Source organism: Halanaerobiales bacterium, assembly GCA_035270125.1.
In the GTDB taxonomy this organism is placed as follows: domain Bacteria; phylum Bacillota; class Halanaerobiia; order Halanaerobiales; family DATFIM01; genus DATFIM01.
The window spans coordinates 1-15,436 of record DATFIM010000201.1; the positions used below are offsets into that span (position 1 = coordinate 1).

Annotated in this window: 18 protein-coding genes and 1 pseudogene; all 19 read right to left on the reverse strand. The window is 29.9% G+C overall.

Annotation, left to right across the window (positions count from 1 at the left end):
• The coding region (locus tag VJ881_10090; GenBank protein HKL76403.1) for a DUF2344 domain-containing protein at positions 1 to 113 on the reverse strand (113 nt) is incomplete at its 3' end.
• A complete protein-coding gene (locus VJ881_10095; GenBank protein ID HKL76404.1) occupies positions 103 to 1,956 on the reverse strand; it encodes a TIGR03960 family B12-binding radical SAM protein in 1,854 nt (617 codons plus the stop codon). The genes VJ881_10095 and VJ881_10090, both read right to left, overlap by 11 nt.
• Before the next feature lie 44 nt (positions 1,957 to 2,000).
• Complete coding sequence (gene rodA / locus VJ881_10100) at positions 2,001 to 3,137, reverse strand: rod shape-determining protein RodA (protein ID HKL76405.1); 1,137 nt, start codon at positions 3,135 to 3,137, stop codon at positions 2,001 to 2,003.
• 14 nt (positions 3,138 to 3,151) lie between these two features.
• The gene (minE, locus tag VJ881_10105) at positions 3,152 to 3,427 is read right to left on the reverse strand and encodes a cell division topological specificity factor MinE (GenBank protein HKL76406.1); all 276 of its coding nucleotides are present in this window, start codon (positions 3,425 to 3,427) and stop codon (positions 3,152 to 3,154) included.
• Positions 3,428 to 3,436: 9 nt separating this feature from the next.
• On the reverse strand, positions 3,437 to 4,231 hold the full coding sequence (minD, locus tag VJ881_10110; protein HKL76407.1) for a septum site-determining protein MinD: 795 nt from the start codon (positions 4,229 to 4,231) through the stop codon (positions 3,437 to 3,439).
• 18 nt (positions 4,232 to 4,249) lie between these two features.
• The gene (gene minC / locus VJ881_10115; protein HKL76408.1) at positions 4,250 to 4,879 is read right to left on the reverse strand and encodes a septum site-determining protein MinC; all 630 of its coding nucleotides are present in this window, start codon (positions 4,877 to 4,879) and stop codon (positions 4,250 to 4,252) included.
• 83 nt (positions 4,880 to 4,962) lie between these two features.
• Positions 4,963 to 6,888, reverse strand: coding sequence for a penicillin-binding protein 2 (mrdA, locus tag VJ881_10120; protein ID HKL76409.1), 1,926 nt, complete (start codon positions 6,886 to 6,888; stop codon positions 4,963 to 4,965).
• Positions 6,881 to 7,390 (reverse strand): annotated as a pseudogene (gene mreD / locus VJ881_10125) (rod shape-determining protein MreD). Before mreD ends, mrdA begins: the two are co-directional and overlap by 8 nt.
• A 25-nt stretch (positions 7,391 to 7,415) precedes the next feature.
• Complete coding sequence (gene mreC / locus VJ881_10130; GenBank protein ID HKL76410.1) at positions 7,416 to 8,246, reverse strand: rod shape-determining protein MreC; 831 nt, start codon at positions 8,244 to 8,246, stop codon at positions 7,416 to 7,418.
• A 15-nt stretch (positions 8,247 to 8,261) separates the two neighbouring features.
• Complete coding sequence (locus VJ881_10135; GenBank protein ID HKL76411.1) at positions 8,262 to 9,296, reverse strand: rod shape-determining protein; 1,035 nt, start codon at positions 9,294 to 9,296, stop codon at positions 8,262 to 8,264.
• Between the two features lie 28 nt (positions 9,297 to 9,324).
• Positions 9,325 to 10,020 (reverse strand): DNA repair protein RadC, encoded by a 696-nt coding sequence (gene radC / locus VJ881_10140; protein ID HKL76412.1) that lies wholly within the window; start codon positions 10,018 to 10,020, stop codon positions 9,325 to 9,327.
• Between the two features lie 21 nt (positions 10,021 to 10,041).
• A complete protein-coding gene (locus VJ881_10145; protein ID HKL76413.1) occupies positions 10,042 to 10,617 on the reverse strand; it encodes a Maf family protein in 576 nt (191 codons plus the stop codon).
• 1 nt (position 10,618) lies between these two features.
• The gene (locus VJ881_10150) at positions 10,619 to 11,137 is read right to left on the reverse strand and encodes a Gx transporter family protein (protein ID HKL76414.1); all 519 of its coding nucleotides are present in this window, start codon (positions 11,135 to 11,137) and stop codon (positions 10,619 to 10,621) included.
• A 23-nt stretch (positions 11,138 to 11,160) separates the two neighbouring features.
• Positions 11,161 to 12,171 (reverse strand): FAD:protein FMN transferase, encoded by a 1,011-nt coding sequence (locus VJ881_10155; GenBank protein ID HKL76415.1) that lies wholly within the window; start codon positions 12,169 to 12,171, stop codon positions 11,161 to 11,163.
• Between the two features lies 1 nt (position 12,172).
• The gene (locus tag VJ881_10160; protein HKL76416.1) at positions 12,173 to 12,583 is read right to left on the reverse strand and encodes a NusG domain II-containing protein; all 411 of its coding nucleotides are present in this window, start codon (positions 12,581 to 12,583) and stop codon (positions 12,173 to 12,175) included.
• A gap of 150 nt (positions 12,584 to 12,733) precedes the next feature.
• On the reverse strand, positions 12,734 to 13,717 hold the full coding sequence (locus tag VJ881_10165; GenBank protein HKL76417.1) for a Fe-S cluster domain-containing protein: 984 nt from the start codon (positions 13,715 to 13,717) through the stop codon (positions 12,734 to 12,736).
• A gap of 22 nt (positions 13,718 to 13,739) precedes the next feature.
• Complete coding sequence (rsxA, locus tag VJ881_10170; GenBank protein ID HKL76418.1) at positions 13,740 to 14,330, reverse strand: electron transport complex subunit RsxA; 591 nt, start codon at positions 14,328 to 14,330, stop codon at positions 13,740 to 13,742.
• A gap of 5 nt (positions 14,331 to 14,335) precedes the next feature.
• Positions 14,336 to 14,932 carry an electron transport complex subunit E gene (locus VJ881_10175; protein HKL76419.1) on the reverse strand — a complete coding sequence of 199 codons (597 nt, stop codon included), beginning with the start codon at positions 14,930 to 14,932 and terminating at the stop codon, positions 14,336 to 14,338.
• A partial coding sequence (locus VJ881_10180) for an RnfABCDGE type electron transport complex subunit G (GenBank protein HKL76420.1) occupies positions 14,932 to 15,436 on the reverse strand: 505 nt, incomplete at its 5' end. The genes VJ881_10175 and VJ881_10180, both read right to left, overlap by 1 nt.

The window sequence follows — 15,436 nt, forward strand, 5'->3', positions numbered from 1 at the left end:
AGATTAGCCCTTCTTACAGCCCTTCTTATTGTATCCATTAGTTCTAGATGGGAAATATACCTAACACCTTTCAATTTAGAAAATTCTATTCTTATTTTCATATTAAAAATCATCCCCTATTATATCCAGTTCTACTCCCAGATCATGACAAACATCACATCTAGTACATTTATTTTCCCTACAATCATCGGTTATTTCTTCGGAAAATGATTTATTATATTCTTTTTTTAGAAATTTTTGTTTAATACCAGTATTTATATGTGACCAGGGTAAGATTTTATTTAAATCTATATCTCCTATTAAATCTTCTAATTGATGATTATTATCTTTAATAGCCTGATACCATATATTAGGCTCGAAATGATCATTCCAGCTGTCAAATTTTGCTCCGTTTTTCCAGGCAGTTTCTATTATTTCAGCGGTATTTCGATCACCTCTAGCAATCACACCTTCAAGCAAACTTAAGTCAGGGTCATTCCAGCTAAATTTGAGACCTCTCCCCCTTAAATTATCTCTAAGATAATCCTGTTTTTCAATTATTTTTTCTTTTGAAGGCATGGAAACCCATTGAAAAGGTGTAAATGGTTTGGGGATAAAAGTAGATACACTAACCTGCACTTCTATTTTTTTCATCCGCTTATCTGTATTTTGACGAATATCTTTACCAATTTCCAGAACCCTTTTTGCTAATCTTACTATACCTTCTAAATCTTTTTCTGTTTCTGTAGGTAAACCGATCATGAAATATAATTTAATTCTATGCCAGCCTGAATTGAAAGCAGATTTTACGGCATCATATAAATTTTCTTCACTAACTCCTTTATTAATTACATTTCTTAATCTCTGAGTTCCAGCTTCAGGTGCAAAAGTCAAACCAGTTTTCTTTACTTTTTGAACTTTTTTAGCTAATTCTACGGAAAAATCATCAACTCTTAAAGAAGAAAGAGATAAACTAATATTGTCTTTTTGATATTTATCCATAAAAGATTCAGTAATTTCTTCAACCTGTGAATGGTCAACAGTACTCAAGGATGTAAGGGAGATTTCTCCATAACCAGTAGATTTAAGAATTTCATCTGCAAGAGAAAGTAATTTTTCTTTACTTCTTTCTCTAGTTGGTCTATAAGTCATTCCAGCTGCACAAAATCTACAACCTCTAGTACATCCTCTAGAAATTTCTAATACAGCTCTATTATGTACTATGTCCATATAAGGTACTATAAATTCAGTAGGGTAATATGCTTTATCTAAATTTTCTACAACCTGTTTATTGATAACATCTTTTATTCCTTTATTAATTGGAGCTAATCTATCTTTAGAATCTTTAATTTCGTATAATGAAGGAACATATACTCCAGAAATTTTATTTAATTCAAATAACATTTCTTCTTTAGAATAATTTTTTTTCTTAAGATTTTTATATTCTCTAATTAATTCAACAATTACCTCTTCTGCTTCACCAATGAAAAATAAATCAATAAAAGGAGCCAGAGGTTCTGGATTAAATACTGTAGCTCCCCCAGCTATAACTAAAGGATCTTTTTCATTCCTGTCTTTACTTCTTATAGCCATATCAGCTAAATCTAAAATATTTAAAATATTTGTATAACTCATCTCATATTGCAGGGTAAAACCTAAAATATCAAAATCTCTAATTTCCCTACCACTTTCAAGTGAATATAAAGGTAAATTATTTTCTTTTAATAATTCTTCCATATCTGTCCAGGGAGAAAAAGTTCTCTCACATAAAATATCTTCATTACTATTTAATAAGTGATAAATAATTTTCATCCCAAGATGAGACATTCCAATTTCATAAACATCAGGAAAAGCAAGTACTGTTTTTATTTTATCATTAGTCCATTTTTTATTTATTGCGTTCCATTCATTACCTATATATCTTTCTGGATTTTTTATTTTATAGAGTAAATCATTTATTTTCTCTTTAACATTCATCATAACACCTCAATTATTAATTCAAAAAACTTAAAAATCTTAAACTAAAACATTATTTTCTTTTTGCGAACATTAATATTAATAATTATTCCAATTGCTATCATATTAGAAAGCATAGCACTACCACCATAACTAATAAAAGGTAGTGGTATTCCAGTTATAGGCATTACTCCCATAGTCATTCCAGAATTTTGTAAAACATGAAAAAAAATCAAAGCTAAAATTCCTGTAACAACAAGTTTACCAAAATCATCTCGAGCATTAATTGCAACTTTAATCATATTCCAAAATAATAATAAATATAAACTAAGTACCAGTGTGATTCCCAAAAATCCAAATTCTTCTCCTACAACTGAAAAAATAAAGTCGGTATGTTTTTCCGGTAAAAAATTCAATTGATTTTGAGTACCAGAAAATAAACCTTTACCAAATAATTTTCCTGAGCCTAAAGCAATCTTTGACTGTAAAATATTATATCCAGCACCCTGAGGATCTATGTCAGGATTTACAAACACAATTAGTCTATTTAACTGATAATCTTTTATAAGAGGAAGAGGAGTTTCAAAGATAAAATGCGAGGCAAGTAATAATAAAATAATTAAAAAACTACCTCCAAAAATTAATAACATTATTTTTCGGTCTCCTCCTGCAACATATAACATAACTAGATAAATGAATAATATAACAAGAGCCGTTCCTAAATCATTTTGTAATATAATTAAAACAAAAGGTATGAATGCATAAAAACCTGACTTTAAAATTCCAGTTAGGTTTTTTAATTCATCTTTCATTTCTGACATAACATTAGCCAGCATAATTATTACTATTATTTTTGCTATTTCAGAGGGTTGAAAGTTAATACTGCCTATACTGATCCAACTTCTCCCCCCACCTCTTTCAGAACCAATAATTAGAAGTAATACTAAAACTCCAACAGTAAAAATATATATTAAATCAGAATATTCTTTAAGAAGTGAATAGTCATAAAATTGGATTATAGTTATAGCAACTACACCTACAATTATAGCTATAATTTGTTTTTGAATGAAATTCCAGTTTTCAGGATTTTTATTTATTTCTACAGCACTACTTATCATAATCAAACCAATAATGGATAATAGTAAAACCAAAATAGGTATATAGATATTCAAGTTTTTCCAAAACCTTTTTTGCCATTTCATTTAATTTTTCCCTCTTATGATGAATTATTTATTGGAAAATTAGCTACTAAAGCCATGATATCTTCTTTTTTATCTAATTCCATTTTTACATTCTGGTCATCTACATCAACATATTTTTTTAGAACTTCTAACATTTCTTCTCTTAAATTTTTCATTTCTTCAGGTGATAAGTTAATCCTATCATGTACAAGTACAAATTGCAGTCTTTCCTTAGCTATATCTTTACTTTTATTTTCTTCACTTTTAAGACCTAATTTTTTTAATATATCATTTAATATATCGATTAGAATCCCCTCCTTTTACCCTAGACCAAATATTTTCTTTAACTTAGTCATCATAGAATCTTTTTTTAAATCCATCATAGGAATATCTTTACCAGTTATTCTATGAGCTATATTATTAAAAGCTTCACTGGCTTTAACCCCATCTGATAAAACAATTGGTTCACCTCTATTAGTAGAAACAACTATCGATTCATCATCTGGAACAACACCTAAAAGATTAATAGCAAGTATTTCTATCATGTCATCGATATTCATCATATCGCCTCTTTCAACCATATCCATTCTGATCCTATTAATTATTACTTCAGGATCATTAACACCCTCAGCTTCTAAAAGACCTATAATTCTATCAGCATCTCTAACAGCAGAAACTTCTGGTGTTGTTAAAATAATGGCATCATCTGCTCCAGCTATAGAATTTTTGAAACCCTGTTCAATACCTGCTGGTGAATCTACTAATACATAATCCATATCCTCTTTTAAGGTATTAGTTAATTCTTTCATTTGAGAAGGTGAAACTGCCGTTTTGTCTCTTGTTTGAGCTGCCGGAAGTAAAACTAAATTATTATTTCTTTTATCTTTAATTAAAGCCTGTTCAAGGCGACAATTTCCTTCAACAACATCAACAATATCATATACAATTCTATTTTCTAAACCTAAAACTACATCAAGATTTCTTAAACCAATATCTGCATCAATTAAACACACTTTTTTCCCTATTTCAGCAAGTGCTGTCCCAATATTTGCAGTAGCTGTTGTTTTACCGACTCCACCTTTACCTGATGTAATAACAATAACCTTTCCAGCCAAAATAATCCCTCCTGTTTTCTACTTATTATAGTTTTCGACTATGATTTTACCATTTTTTAAATATGCAATTTCTGATTCACAATGATTATTTTTATTTTCATCTGGTGATCTCGAAATTACATTTGCAATTCTTAATTGAGTTGCCTCAAGACACATAGCAAATATTTTGGCATCATAGCTACCATCTGCCCCAGCGTGTACTACACCTTTTAATTTACCTAAAACTATTATATCCCCTCCAGCTATTACAACTGCTCCTGGATTTATATCCCCCATAATCACAACATTAGTCGGATATTTTACTCTTTGACCGGATCGAATAGTTCTTTCAATTAATAGGGTATCTTTTTTATTTTTAATTTCTGTTTTTTTCTTGCTAATTTCTGTTTTTTGGGTACTTTTAGTATTATCAATATATACATCATTAATCTCATTATAATTTTTTATTATTTCAATTAATTCAGTAACCTCTTCTAATTTAAAACGATGTCCTGTAATATTTAAGTATATATCAGTGCCAGCAAAAAAATCATTAGCTTGATTTACATGTTTTATTAATTCATTTTTTATATCAGTAAATTTCTTTTTCGAATCTAAATTTATTATTACTCCTTTAGTTCTAACTTGAAAAGATATAGCAGGACTCATAGCTTATACTCCTTATAATAATTAATATATTTAAATAAAATTTCCCTATTATATAACATTCTAGAATAATAGAAAAAATCCTTCTAATTCTCCAAAAATACCGATTTGAAAAAATCCACTAAGTTATTTGATTGTATAATTTCCTCTTCTTGTTTATTTGAGTTATTTTCAATTAAATCTGAACTTTTATTTAATCCAAAATACTCCCTAAATATCTCTTTAGCAACCGGTAAAGTATTAGAACTTGAATTACCATTCTCTAAAAAAACAACAACTACTATTTCAGGATCATCAGCAGGTGCAAAACCTGCAAACCAACCATGATTAGATATACCTGTTTCTGCTGTACCAGTTTTGCCAGCAATTTTTATAGGAAAATCTCTAAAAACTGAAGATGCTGTACCATACTCTGCATTGGTGACTTCTTTCATACCTTCTTTTAAAATTTTATATGTTTCATTAGAAAAAGGTAATTCTTTTTTTAATACTTTATCAAAATCTTTAGTTACGTTTCCCTTATCATCAATTATTTTATCAACAATCTGAGGCTCATATAATTTACCTTCATTAGCAATAGAACTAACTAAAAGGCTTAATTGTAAAGGAGTAGTCAAAAGTCCACCCTGGCCAATTGATAAATTAACTGAATCTCCAGGATACCAATTTTCCCCAAATTCACTTTGTTTCCAACTTTCATCTGGAACCAAACCGCTTTTTTCCTCGGGTAAATCTATTCCTGTTTTTTCTCCCAAGCCGTATTCACGTGCTGTTTCTATTAACTTTTCTCCTTTATATTTTTCATATAATCTATAACCAATTTTATAAAAAACGATATTATTAGATCTTGCTATTGCCTTTGTGAAATCTAATTTACCTTCACCAACCGGGTACCAATTATTAAAAGGTTGAGACCAATCTGGAATATAAAATTTAGCATTTTCATCTACAAATTCTGTCTCACCATCAATACCAAGGTATTTAATTCCGGCTGTACCAGTTACTAATTTGAAAATAGAGCCTGGAGGAATGGCTGACATAGTATTGCGATTCAATAATGGGAAATTAGGATCATTTTGAAGTTCATCATATTTACCCTCACTTATTCCATTAGAAAAATCATTAGGATCATAATTAGGTATACTTGTAATTGCTCTTATAGCCCCACTATTTACTTCCATTACAATTGCACTGGCTCCTGTAGGTATTGTAAGTTCCTGATCATTTTTAGCTTCTTCTTTAAGGGCTTCAAATGCATTTGTAAGTTTTTTTTCAATTCTTGCTTCTAAATCCATATTTATATTTAATATTAGATCATTACCAGGCTCAGGAGATTTCATACCAATAGTTTTTATCTTATAACCCATATTATTAACTTCAATCTGTTCTACTCCATTTTTACCATTTAGATAATTTTCATATTCTTTTTCCAACCCTGCAATACCTATAATATCTCCACCTCTATAATTTTTACCCTCATTATTAAACTGCTTTAATTGTTCTTCACTTATTTGTCCTACATATCCTAAAACATGAGAAGCAGTTTTAGCAAAAGGATACTGTCTTAAAAAAGAGTCTTCTATAACAAGGCCTGGTAACTCTTTAGAATTTTCCTCTATACTTATCATATTTTTGGAAGATAGATTTCTTTTCAGAAGTAAAGAAGAATTATAAATATCTTTATTTTCTATATATTTTTTCTTTAAAGAACTAGTATCCAAATTTGTAAATTCACTTAAGCGATCTATAACATCTTCAACCTTTAGCTCTGGAGAAACCTCATTAGGAAGAAGATACAAATTATATGATAACTTATTTGAAGCTATTATTTCACCATTTTTATCAATGATTTTTCCTCTGGGTGCATTTACCGGTCTTAAAGATATTCTATTACCTTCAGACAAATCAAAATAATAATCTCCTGATATTAATTGTAAATACCCCCCTCTTAAAACAAGAAAAATCATAACTGAAATTATAATTAATCTCAGAATTTTTAATCTCTTATTCATAATAACTTCTCCTATTTTTTTCATTAAGATTAAAATAATAAATTATACTATATACTATAAAAGTCAAAATTGTATTATAGAAAGCAAATTTAATAACATAACTTTTAAAAAGGGTCCACAGATTAATTGTAAATATTAAATTTTCTATAAGGGGAATAATTAATATTTCCTGTAAAATTGAAATAAAAAATACTACTAGTGGTGGAATCAAAATATTTTGTTTATATACTTTTCCTTCCACCAAACCTGCTATTAAACCAAGAATAGCTTTACTTACTGTATATACTCCAAAAAAACCTCCTAAAAAAACATCCTGAATTAATCCTAAAATTAGTCCAGAAAAAAAACCAGCTTTAGTTCCTGAGGAGAAGGCTATTAAAACTACTAATATTAACAAAAAATCTGGAGTATAATCCATAAAAGGTAGATATACTTTAAATTGCAACTGTAAAATCAATGCTATTAAAGAAAACAATGCATAATATAGCCCTTTTTTCATAACTTTCCTCCTCTCATTATCTTACAAACTAAAAATCTGTTATGACTAATACTTCTTCAATAGTATTTAAATCAATAAATAAATCTATTTTAGCTTTTTGAGAAACTCCATAATTATCAGGATTGACTTCTGTTACTTTACCTATTGGAAGACCTTTTGGATATGTATTAGATAGTCCTGAAGTTAAAATCAAATCATTTTCACGAATATCAGAATCCCAGGAAAGATTATCCATAATATTATATTTACTATTTTCCTGATTTCCTTTTACTAATCCTACAGCTCTTGAATCCTCTCTTTGAACAATCCCAGCAACTACAAAGCCAGAGTTATTAACCATTTCTACCTGCGCAGAATCGCTGGTAATATAATTAATTTGTCCCACAAAGCTTCCATTATAAGTAACTACTGTCATCCCATCTTTTAGTCCATCTTTACTACCTTTATTTATAAGAATTTTTTCTTTCCATTTAGAAGGGCCATATCCAATTACTTTTGCCCCCTGAGTTTCATAAGAAGTTAATTCTTTGAAATCTAATAATTTACGTAATCTTTCATTTTGAATTTCATATTTTTTCATAAGTATATTATTTAATCTTTCTTCAGCTAATTGTTTTTTCAATTTTTCATTTTCTGAAAGTATTTCACCTGCATTTTTGAATCTTTTAATATAATTATCAATACTGGTTATAACCCTATTAACTCCTGATACTGCTGGAGATATCAAATTATATATACCACTCTGAACAAAAGAAAGATATGGTATGTTTATAGAAAAATAATTACTAATCCCCAAACTTATTATTAATAATAAAAAGATAGCTATTAAAATCAAAGGTGTATTATTAAATCTATTCATATAATCACTTCCTCTTTAAGATAGCTTTTTTGGAGAAATCAATACTTTTTTTAGTGAATCTATTTCTTCAAGAGCAATTCCAGTACCCTGTACTACACTATCTAAAGGATCTTCAGCAAGATGAACAGGAATTTCAGTTTCTTTTTTAATAAGTTCAGCTAAACTTTGCAATAGAACTCCTCCACCAGTTAAAATTATTCCTCTATCCATTACATCTGAAGATAATTCAGGAGGTGTTTTTTCCAAAGTCATTTTTACTGCTTCAATAATATTTTCAATTGGTTCTCTAAGAGCCTTCTGCACCTCAGAACTTTTTACTGAAATAGTTTTTGGCAAACCACTAACCTGGTCTCTACCTCTTATTTCTTTTTGACCTTCATTTTCACCAATTAATGCTGAACCTATATCAATTTTTAATTCTTCAGCTGTTCTATCACCTATTAATAAATTATATTCATTTTTGATATAACTAACTATAGCTTCATCCATTTCATCCCCACCAACTCTTATAGAACGGCTGGTTACTATTCCTCCTAATGAAATAACTGCAACTTCGGTAGTTCCCCCACCAATATCAACCACCATATTACCTGTTGGTTCTTCAACTGGTAATCCAGCACCAATAGCAGCTGCCATAGGTTCTTCTATTAGATAAGCTTTTCTGGCACCTGCATGTTCTGCTGCATCTAAAACTGCTCTTTTTTCTACTTCAGTTACCCCTGAAGGAACACAAATAATTATTCTAGGTCTTACAAGTTTACTTCTTTTATGAGCTTTAGTTATAAAATAACGAAGCATTGCTTCAGTAATATCAAAATCAGCAATAACACCATCTTTCATAGGTCGAACAGCCCTAATATTACCAGGTGTACGTCCAATCATTTTTTTTGCTTCATTACCAACTGCTAATACCTCATTATCTCTTAAAGCAACTACTGATGGCTCTCTGATCAAAATTCCTTTTCCTTTTATATAAACTAATGTATTGGCTGTACCTAAATCAATTCCCATATCTCTCGAAAATGGTGCACCTAAAAATTTGAAAACCATATGTTTTTCCCCTCTCTATATATCTTATTTAAATAATTTCTTCTTCCTTCATACTAATAAATTTATTATCTCCAATAACAATATGATCTAAAACATTAATTCCTATTATTTCCCCAACTTTAATTAACCTTTTTGTGATTTTTATGTCATCCTGACTGGGAGTAGGTTCTCCACTTGGATGATTATGAAAAAGTATAATAGCAGCACTACTTCTTTTAATTGCAACTTTATATACTTCTCTGGGATGAACTATTGAACTACTGAGCCCTCCTTTGCTTATTAAGGGAGTAGCAATAACTTTATTTTTTATATCAAGTAATACTAGTCCAAATACCTCCTGTTTCAAAAAGCGAAGTTTGGGCATAATTAGAGAAACAATATCTTTTGGGGTTTGAATGACAGGTTGTTCTAAAAATGAGCTGGAATGAATTCTTTTACTCAACTCTATTAAAGCTAAAATCTGGGAAGCCTTAACAGTTCCAATTCCCTTTAGTTTAACTAATTCTTCAGCCTTTAATTCTACTATCCCTTTCAAACCATTAAAATAATTTAAAATATCCTGTGATAATTCAACAGCTGTTCTTTTTGCTATACCTAATCTTATTATAACAGCTAACAACTCTGCATTAGATAATTGTTCAGCCCCATATTTTAGCAATTTTTCGCGAGGCCTTTCTTCTTTAGGAAGTTCTTTTATTGTACATCTATATTCTACATTCTCCATTATCATCTTCCTTTATAATTTTTATATAATATCAATTGAAAATTTATTAAGAATTCGAGCTAGTTTATGGACAGGTAAACCCATAACTGTAAAATATGAACCCTCTATTTTCTCTACAAAAACACTTCCTAAACCTTGAATTGCATAAGAACCAGCTTTACCCATAGGTTCTCCAGTAGAAACATATTTTTCAACTTCATTATCAGTCATATCAGCTAAATATACTTCTGTTCTGTCTATATCAGTAATTTCTTTTCTATTCAATGTTGAGAAAACTGCCAATCCAGTGATTACTGTATGATTATCACCTCGTAATTCTTTTAACATTTTAATAGCATCTTCTTCAGATTGAGGTTTACCCAAAATCTTTTCATCATTAACAATAATTGTATCAGCTGCTATTATTAAAGTATCTTCTACTAATTTACTGACTTCTTTTGCTTTTAAAGATGATAATTCCTGTACCATTTTTTCTGGACTTAAATGTTCATAAACACTCTCATCAATTTTACTTGGCACAACTGTAAACTGCATGTTTAATCTTTTTAATATTTTTTCTCTTCTTGGAGATTCTGAAGCTAAAATCAAGTTCTTCATATTAAAAATCCTCCTTTAATGGCAAGTGATTTAGGGTAAAATAAGTAACTAATCCTACTCCTATTCCAGTGGGTACAGCCATTAATAATAAATAGGGTAAATAGTAAAATATACCCTGATTTGCAATTATAAAAAACGCTATTACAATCTGACCAATATTATGAAAAACAGCACCTAAAACACTCACTCCAATAATACTTAATTTATCTTTTAAGTAAAAATAAGCAAATGCCATTGCTAAAAATCCTAAAATCCCGCCTATTAAACTAAAATAGAAATTTATAGTCATAAAAGTTCCTATTAATAAAGAACCTAGAAAAACTCTTAAAAATAATACTTGAAAACCAGCTTGAAAACCAAAAATGATTAGAGCAAGCAAATTCGGAATATTTGCAAGTCCTAATTTTGCACCAGGTACTACTCCATTAATAGGGATTAAACCTTCTATAACATGTAATATTAATCCAAGACTAACAAGCAGGGAAATAATAACCATTTTTTTTATTTTTGATTTTCTCATATTTACCTCTTTTCTTTCTTAGATTAATTTTTGGTAAAAATATCCTCAAAATCTTCACTATACCATATTTCTCCATCTTTTATAAGAAATCCTGCAATATTATCAGATTTTTTTATTTCTTTTTTAGCATTTTCCCAGCCCATAATAAATAGTGCTGTAGATAAAATATCAGCACTCATAGCATTAGAACTATAAATAGTAACTGACTGTAATTCACGAGCTGGATAACCGGTATTGGGATCGAGTAAATGTGAATACCTTTTATTATTTTTAATAAAATAGCGCTCATAATCTCCTGAAGTGGCAATAGCTCCTTTAGAAATCTCAAGAATATAATCATTATAAATTTGATTATTAAATCTCGGTTTTCTAATTCCAATAGTCCATTTTCGATTCTTTAAGGTATTCAATCCAGATACTCGAATATTTCCTCCAGCATTTATAAAAAAATTATCTATATTATTTTCTTTTAGATATTCATAAACTTTATCTATGATAAAACCCTTAGCTGCCGCTCCTAAATCTATTTTACTTTCTTTAGGTAAATAGATTTTATTATTACCTTTATCAATCTTTATATCATTATAGTTAATCAATTGCAATGCACTTTTTATATCATTTTTATCAGGAATTTTATTTTCTCCTTCTCCAAACCCCCAGATATCAATTAAAGGGGCAATAGTTGGATCGAAATTACCTTCAGTCAATTTTGCATATTCTTTTAGCCGAAAAAATAATTCTCTCATTTCAGAAGATACTTCAACACCAGATTCCCCATAATTATTTATTTTAGAAATCATACTATTATTATTATAACGATCCAATCTTTTATTCCAGTCTTTAATAATTTTTATTGATTCAGAAATAATATCATTACCATCATTTTCACTGATAATTTTAATTTCAACTACAGTATCCATTATAAATACTTTTTCAGTATATAATTTTTCTTTGTTTTCAGTTTGTTGTACTATTAAAAACAAACTAATAGTTATAATTAATAAAATAATTATTATTGCAATTTTATTTTTCATTTTACCAGGTCACTCCATCTAAATCACTTTTTTCACTTTCAATCCAAATAGATATTTTATTGGGAACACAAATAATTGAAGGCCCAGCTCTATTAATCCATCCAGTTTTTACACAAATTTTTTCCGGATCTTTTTCAGGTGCTTCTTTCATTCGAACTTTTCCATTATAAGCTTCAATAATACTTGTACCTATAGGACCTTCTACTTCAACTATAATTCGATTGTTAATAGTTTCTTTAACAGGAATTTTTTGGACTATTTCACCTTCCTGGCTGATATAAATAACCTGATCTCCACTATCCGCATTTTCACTATTCCAGAAAGGAAGAAATAAAATAGCTATACTTAATAATATTACTCCTATTATTATCATAATATCATACGCAGTCATAATTTTTAATAACTTATACATAAAATCACCTACTAAGTATTTTAATTGTAACACCTTTATACTTTGATGTCTATAATATTAGTATAAAAATCATAAAAAGGGGCCCTGCTATAAAAAGCAAGTACCCCTAAATAGTTTGGTTTAAAGTTTGTTATATCTATTTTAAATTATTTATTCATACTCTACTTTAATGGCATCTACATTACATGTATCATAACAAATTCCACATTTAACACATTTTTCAGGATCAATCTCATGTTTTTCTTTTGGTTCACCCTCTATAGCATCTACCGGGCAGGCTTTTGCACATAAGGTACAACCAACACAATCATCAGTAATTTCTATATTTTTTACCTTTTTCCCTTCAAAAGTAATTGTATCAGTTGGACATTTTTCTGCGCAAAGACCACAATTAATACATTTTTCATAATCTATAACTGCAAGGTCTCCCTCCATTGTTATAGCATCAACCGGACATACTTTTTCACACATGCCACAACCTATACAGCCAACTTCACAAATTTTACTTACTACTTTACCACTTTCAGGGGATGAACACTCAATATGATTCTTTTTAGATGATGGATAAAGTGTAATAATATCTTTTGGACAGGCTTCAACACATTTCCCACAACCTGTACATTTCTCAGGATCAACTTCAGGAAGACCATTTTCATTCATTTTAATTGCATCAAAAGGACATACCTCTACACAATCCCCATAACCAAGACATCCATATTGACAACTTTTGTCTCCACCATTTATAAGATTTACAGCTTTACAGGTTTCTATACCTTTATATTCTGAATCTTTTTTTGTTTCTTTGTTTCCACCACGACAGAGCACTCTAGCTACTTCACCTTCAGCTGAAGACGCTTCTGCATCTAAAATTTCTGCAATTTTTTCTGCAACATCTTCTCCACCAACAGGACAACCATCAATGGAAGCATCACCTTTAACTACTGCTTCAGCGAAACTACTACAACCAGCATATCCACATGCCCCACAATTAGCCCCTGGAAGAACTTCTTCAACTTCATCTATTCTAGGATCTTTATCTACATGGAAAGCCCGAGAAGCTATGCCAAGACCGGCTGCTAAAAAAGCTGCTATACCTCCCATGCTCAAAAGAGAATACAAATAAATTGATTTCATTATTTCACCTCCGATTACTATATCAACCTGAAATCATTCCGGAAAAGCCCATAAAGGCCATAGCCATAAGTCCTGCAATAATTAGAGTAATTGGAACTCCTCTAAGGGCTTTTGGGACATCACCAAACTCTAAGTTTTCTCTAAGTCCAGCCATAAGAACAATTGCAAGAGTAAATCCTACTCCTGCTGCAAATCCAAAGACAACACTCGCAATAAAACCATAATTATTTAAAGGTATTTGTAATGCTAAACCTAAAATAGCACAGTTAGTTGTAATAAGAGGAAGATAAATTCCAAGTGCTTTATATAAAACTGGACTCGTTTTTTTAATAAACATTTCAACAAATTGAACAAGAGAAGCTATAACAATAATGAATGACACATATTGTAAAAATGGTAAATTTAATGCTTCTAAAATAAATGTATTTATAAGCCAGGTAGCTGCTGCAGTTAGGGTCATTACAAAAGTTACTGCCAGTCCCATACTAAATGAAGTTTCAACCTGACTTGAAACACCTAAGAAAGGACATATTCCTAAAAATTGAACTAATATAAAGTTATTAACTAAAACAGTACTGAAAAATAATAGTAATATTTGTGTAAATTCCTCCATTTAAATTAACCCTCCCTGCTACTTATGACATTCATTACACCAATTAATATTCCAAGACTAATAAACGCTCCTGCAGGTAAAATCATTATAATCATTGGTTGATACCAACTACCTAGAAGCTGTATTCCAAAAACTGAACCCATACCTAAAAGTTCTCTAAATATACTCAAAGCAACAAGAACCCAGGTGAAACCAAGTCCCATTCCAACTGCATCAGCAATAGAACGGTGAACAGGGTTTTTAGAAGCAAAAGCTTCCTGTCTTCCTAAAATAAGACAGTTAACTACTATTAATGGAATAAAAAGACTCAATGACGCTGCTATATCAGGAAAAAAAGCTTTCAAAAAATAATCTGTAAATGTAACAAAAGTAGCTATAATTAAAATATAACTTGGAATCCTGACATCATTAGGAATCAATTTTTTTATGAGAGAAATAACAATCTCTGAAGAAATTAATACAAAAGATGTAGCAAGTCCCATAGCTAAACCATTGACTGCTGTATTAGTTACCGCCAGAGTTGGACACATACCAATAACAAGTACTATTATTGGGTTTTCTTTCCATAGTCCATTTTTAAAATCAGCTATTAGTTGTTTCATTAATTTCCACCCCCATAAGCATTTTGAATCTTATCAACTGCATCTTCTACAATTCTAGTAACCTTTTCCGAAGAAATAGTTGCACCTGCAATAGCTTCAACCTGATAGGGGTCTGAGGTTTCTCTTTTTATTACATCGTATTCTCCAAAAGGTTTACCTTCAAAATTACTTTTATAACTATCAGTTGTTATATTTGCTCCCAATCCAGGAGTTTCTTCATGTTCTAATATTTTTATTCCATAAATCTCTCCATTAGCAGGGTTAGCACCTACCATTAATTTAATCATACCCTGAAAACCTGGACCTTCTTCTATTAAAGCAACACCAACTCTTTGGCCAGATTTATAGCCTTCATAAAATTTTATTCCATTTTTCGTAACTTCTTCATAACTTTCAGCCTCAGGAACTACTTCAAAAATACCACTTTCACGTGCTTTAGCAGCATGTTTTTCTATATAAGGAGTAGTCCATTCATATACAAATGCCAGACTAAGAGCTGATATA

Excerpts from the sequence above, each read along its gene's own strand:
- VJ881_10095 (HKL76404.1), bottom strand. The coding sequence starts at position 1,956 with ATGAATGTTAAAGAGAAAATAAATGATTTACTCTATAAAATAAAAAAT.
- rodA (HKL76405.1), bottom strand. The coding sequence starts at position 3,137 with ATGAAATGGCAAAAAAGGTTTTGGAAAAACTTGAATATCTATATACCT.
- minC (HKL76408.1), bottom strand. The coding sequence starts at position 4,879 with ATGAGTCCTGCTATATCTTTTCAAGTTAGAACTAAAGGAGTAATAATA.
- mrdA (HKL76409.1), bottom strand. The coding sequence starts at position 6,888 with ATGAATAAGAGATTAAAAATTCTGAGATTAATTATAATTTCAGTTATG.
- mreC (HKL76410.1), bottom strand. The coding sequence starts at position 8,246 with ATGAATAGATTTAATAATACACCTTTGATTTTAATAGCTATCTTTTTA.
- VJ881_10135 (HKL76411.1), bottom strand. The coding sequence starts at position 9,296 with ATGGTTTTCAAATTTTTAGGTGCACCATTTTCGAGAGATATGGGAATT.
- radC (HKL76412.1), bottom strand. The coding sequence starts at position 10,020 with ATGGAGAATGTAGAATATAGATGTACAATAAAAGAACTTCCTAAAGAA.
- VJ881_10145 (HKL76413.1), bottom strand. The coding sequence starts at position 10,617 with ATGAAGAACTTGATTTTAGCTTCAGAATCTCCAAGAAGAGAAAAAATA.
- VJ881_10150 (HKL76414.1), bottom strand. The coding sequence starts at position 11,137 with ATGAGAAAATCAAAAATAAAAAAAATGGTTATTATTTCCCTGCTTGTT.
- VJ881_10155 (HKL76415.1), bottom strand. The coding sequence starts at position 12,171 with ATGAAAAATAAAATTGCAATAATAATTATTTTATTAATTATAACTATT.
- VJ881_10160 (HKL76416.1), bottom strand. The coding sequence starts at position 12,583 with ATGTATAAGTTATTAAAAATTATGACTGCGTATGATATTATGATAATA.
- VJ881_10165 (HKL76417.1), bottom strand. The coding sequence starts at position 13,717 with ATGAAATCAATTTATTTGTATTCTCTTTTGAGCATGGGAGGTATAGCA.
- rsxA (HKL76418.1), bottom strand. The coding sequence starts at position 14,330 with ATGGAGGAATTTACACAAATATTACTATTATTTTTCAGTACTGTTTTA.
- VJ881_10175 (HKL76419.1), bottom strand. The coding sequence starts at position 14,932 with ATGAAACAACTAATAGCTGATTTTAAAAATGGACTATGGAAAGAAAAC.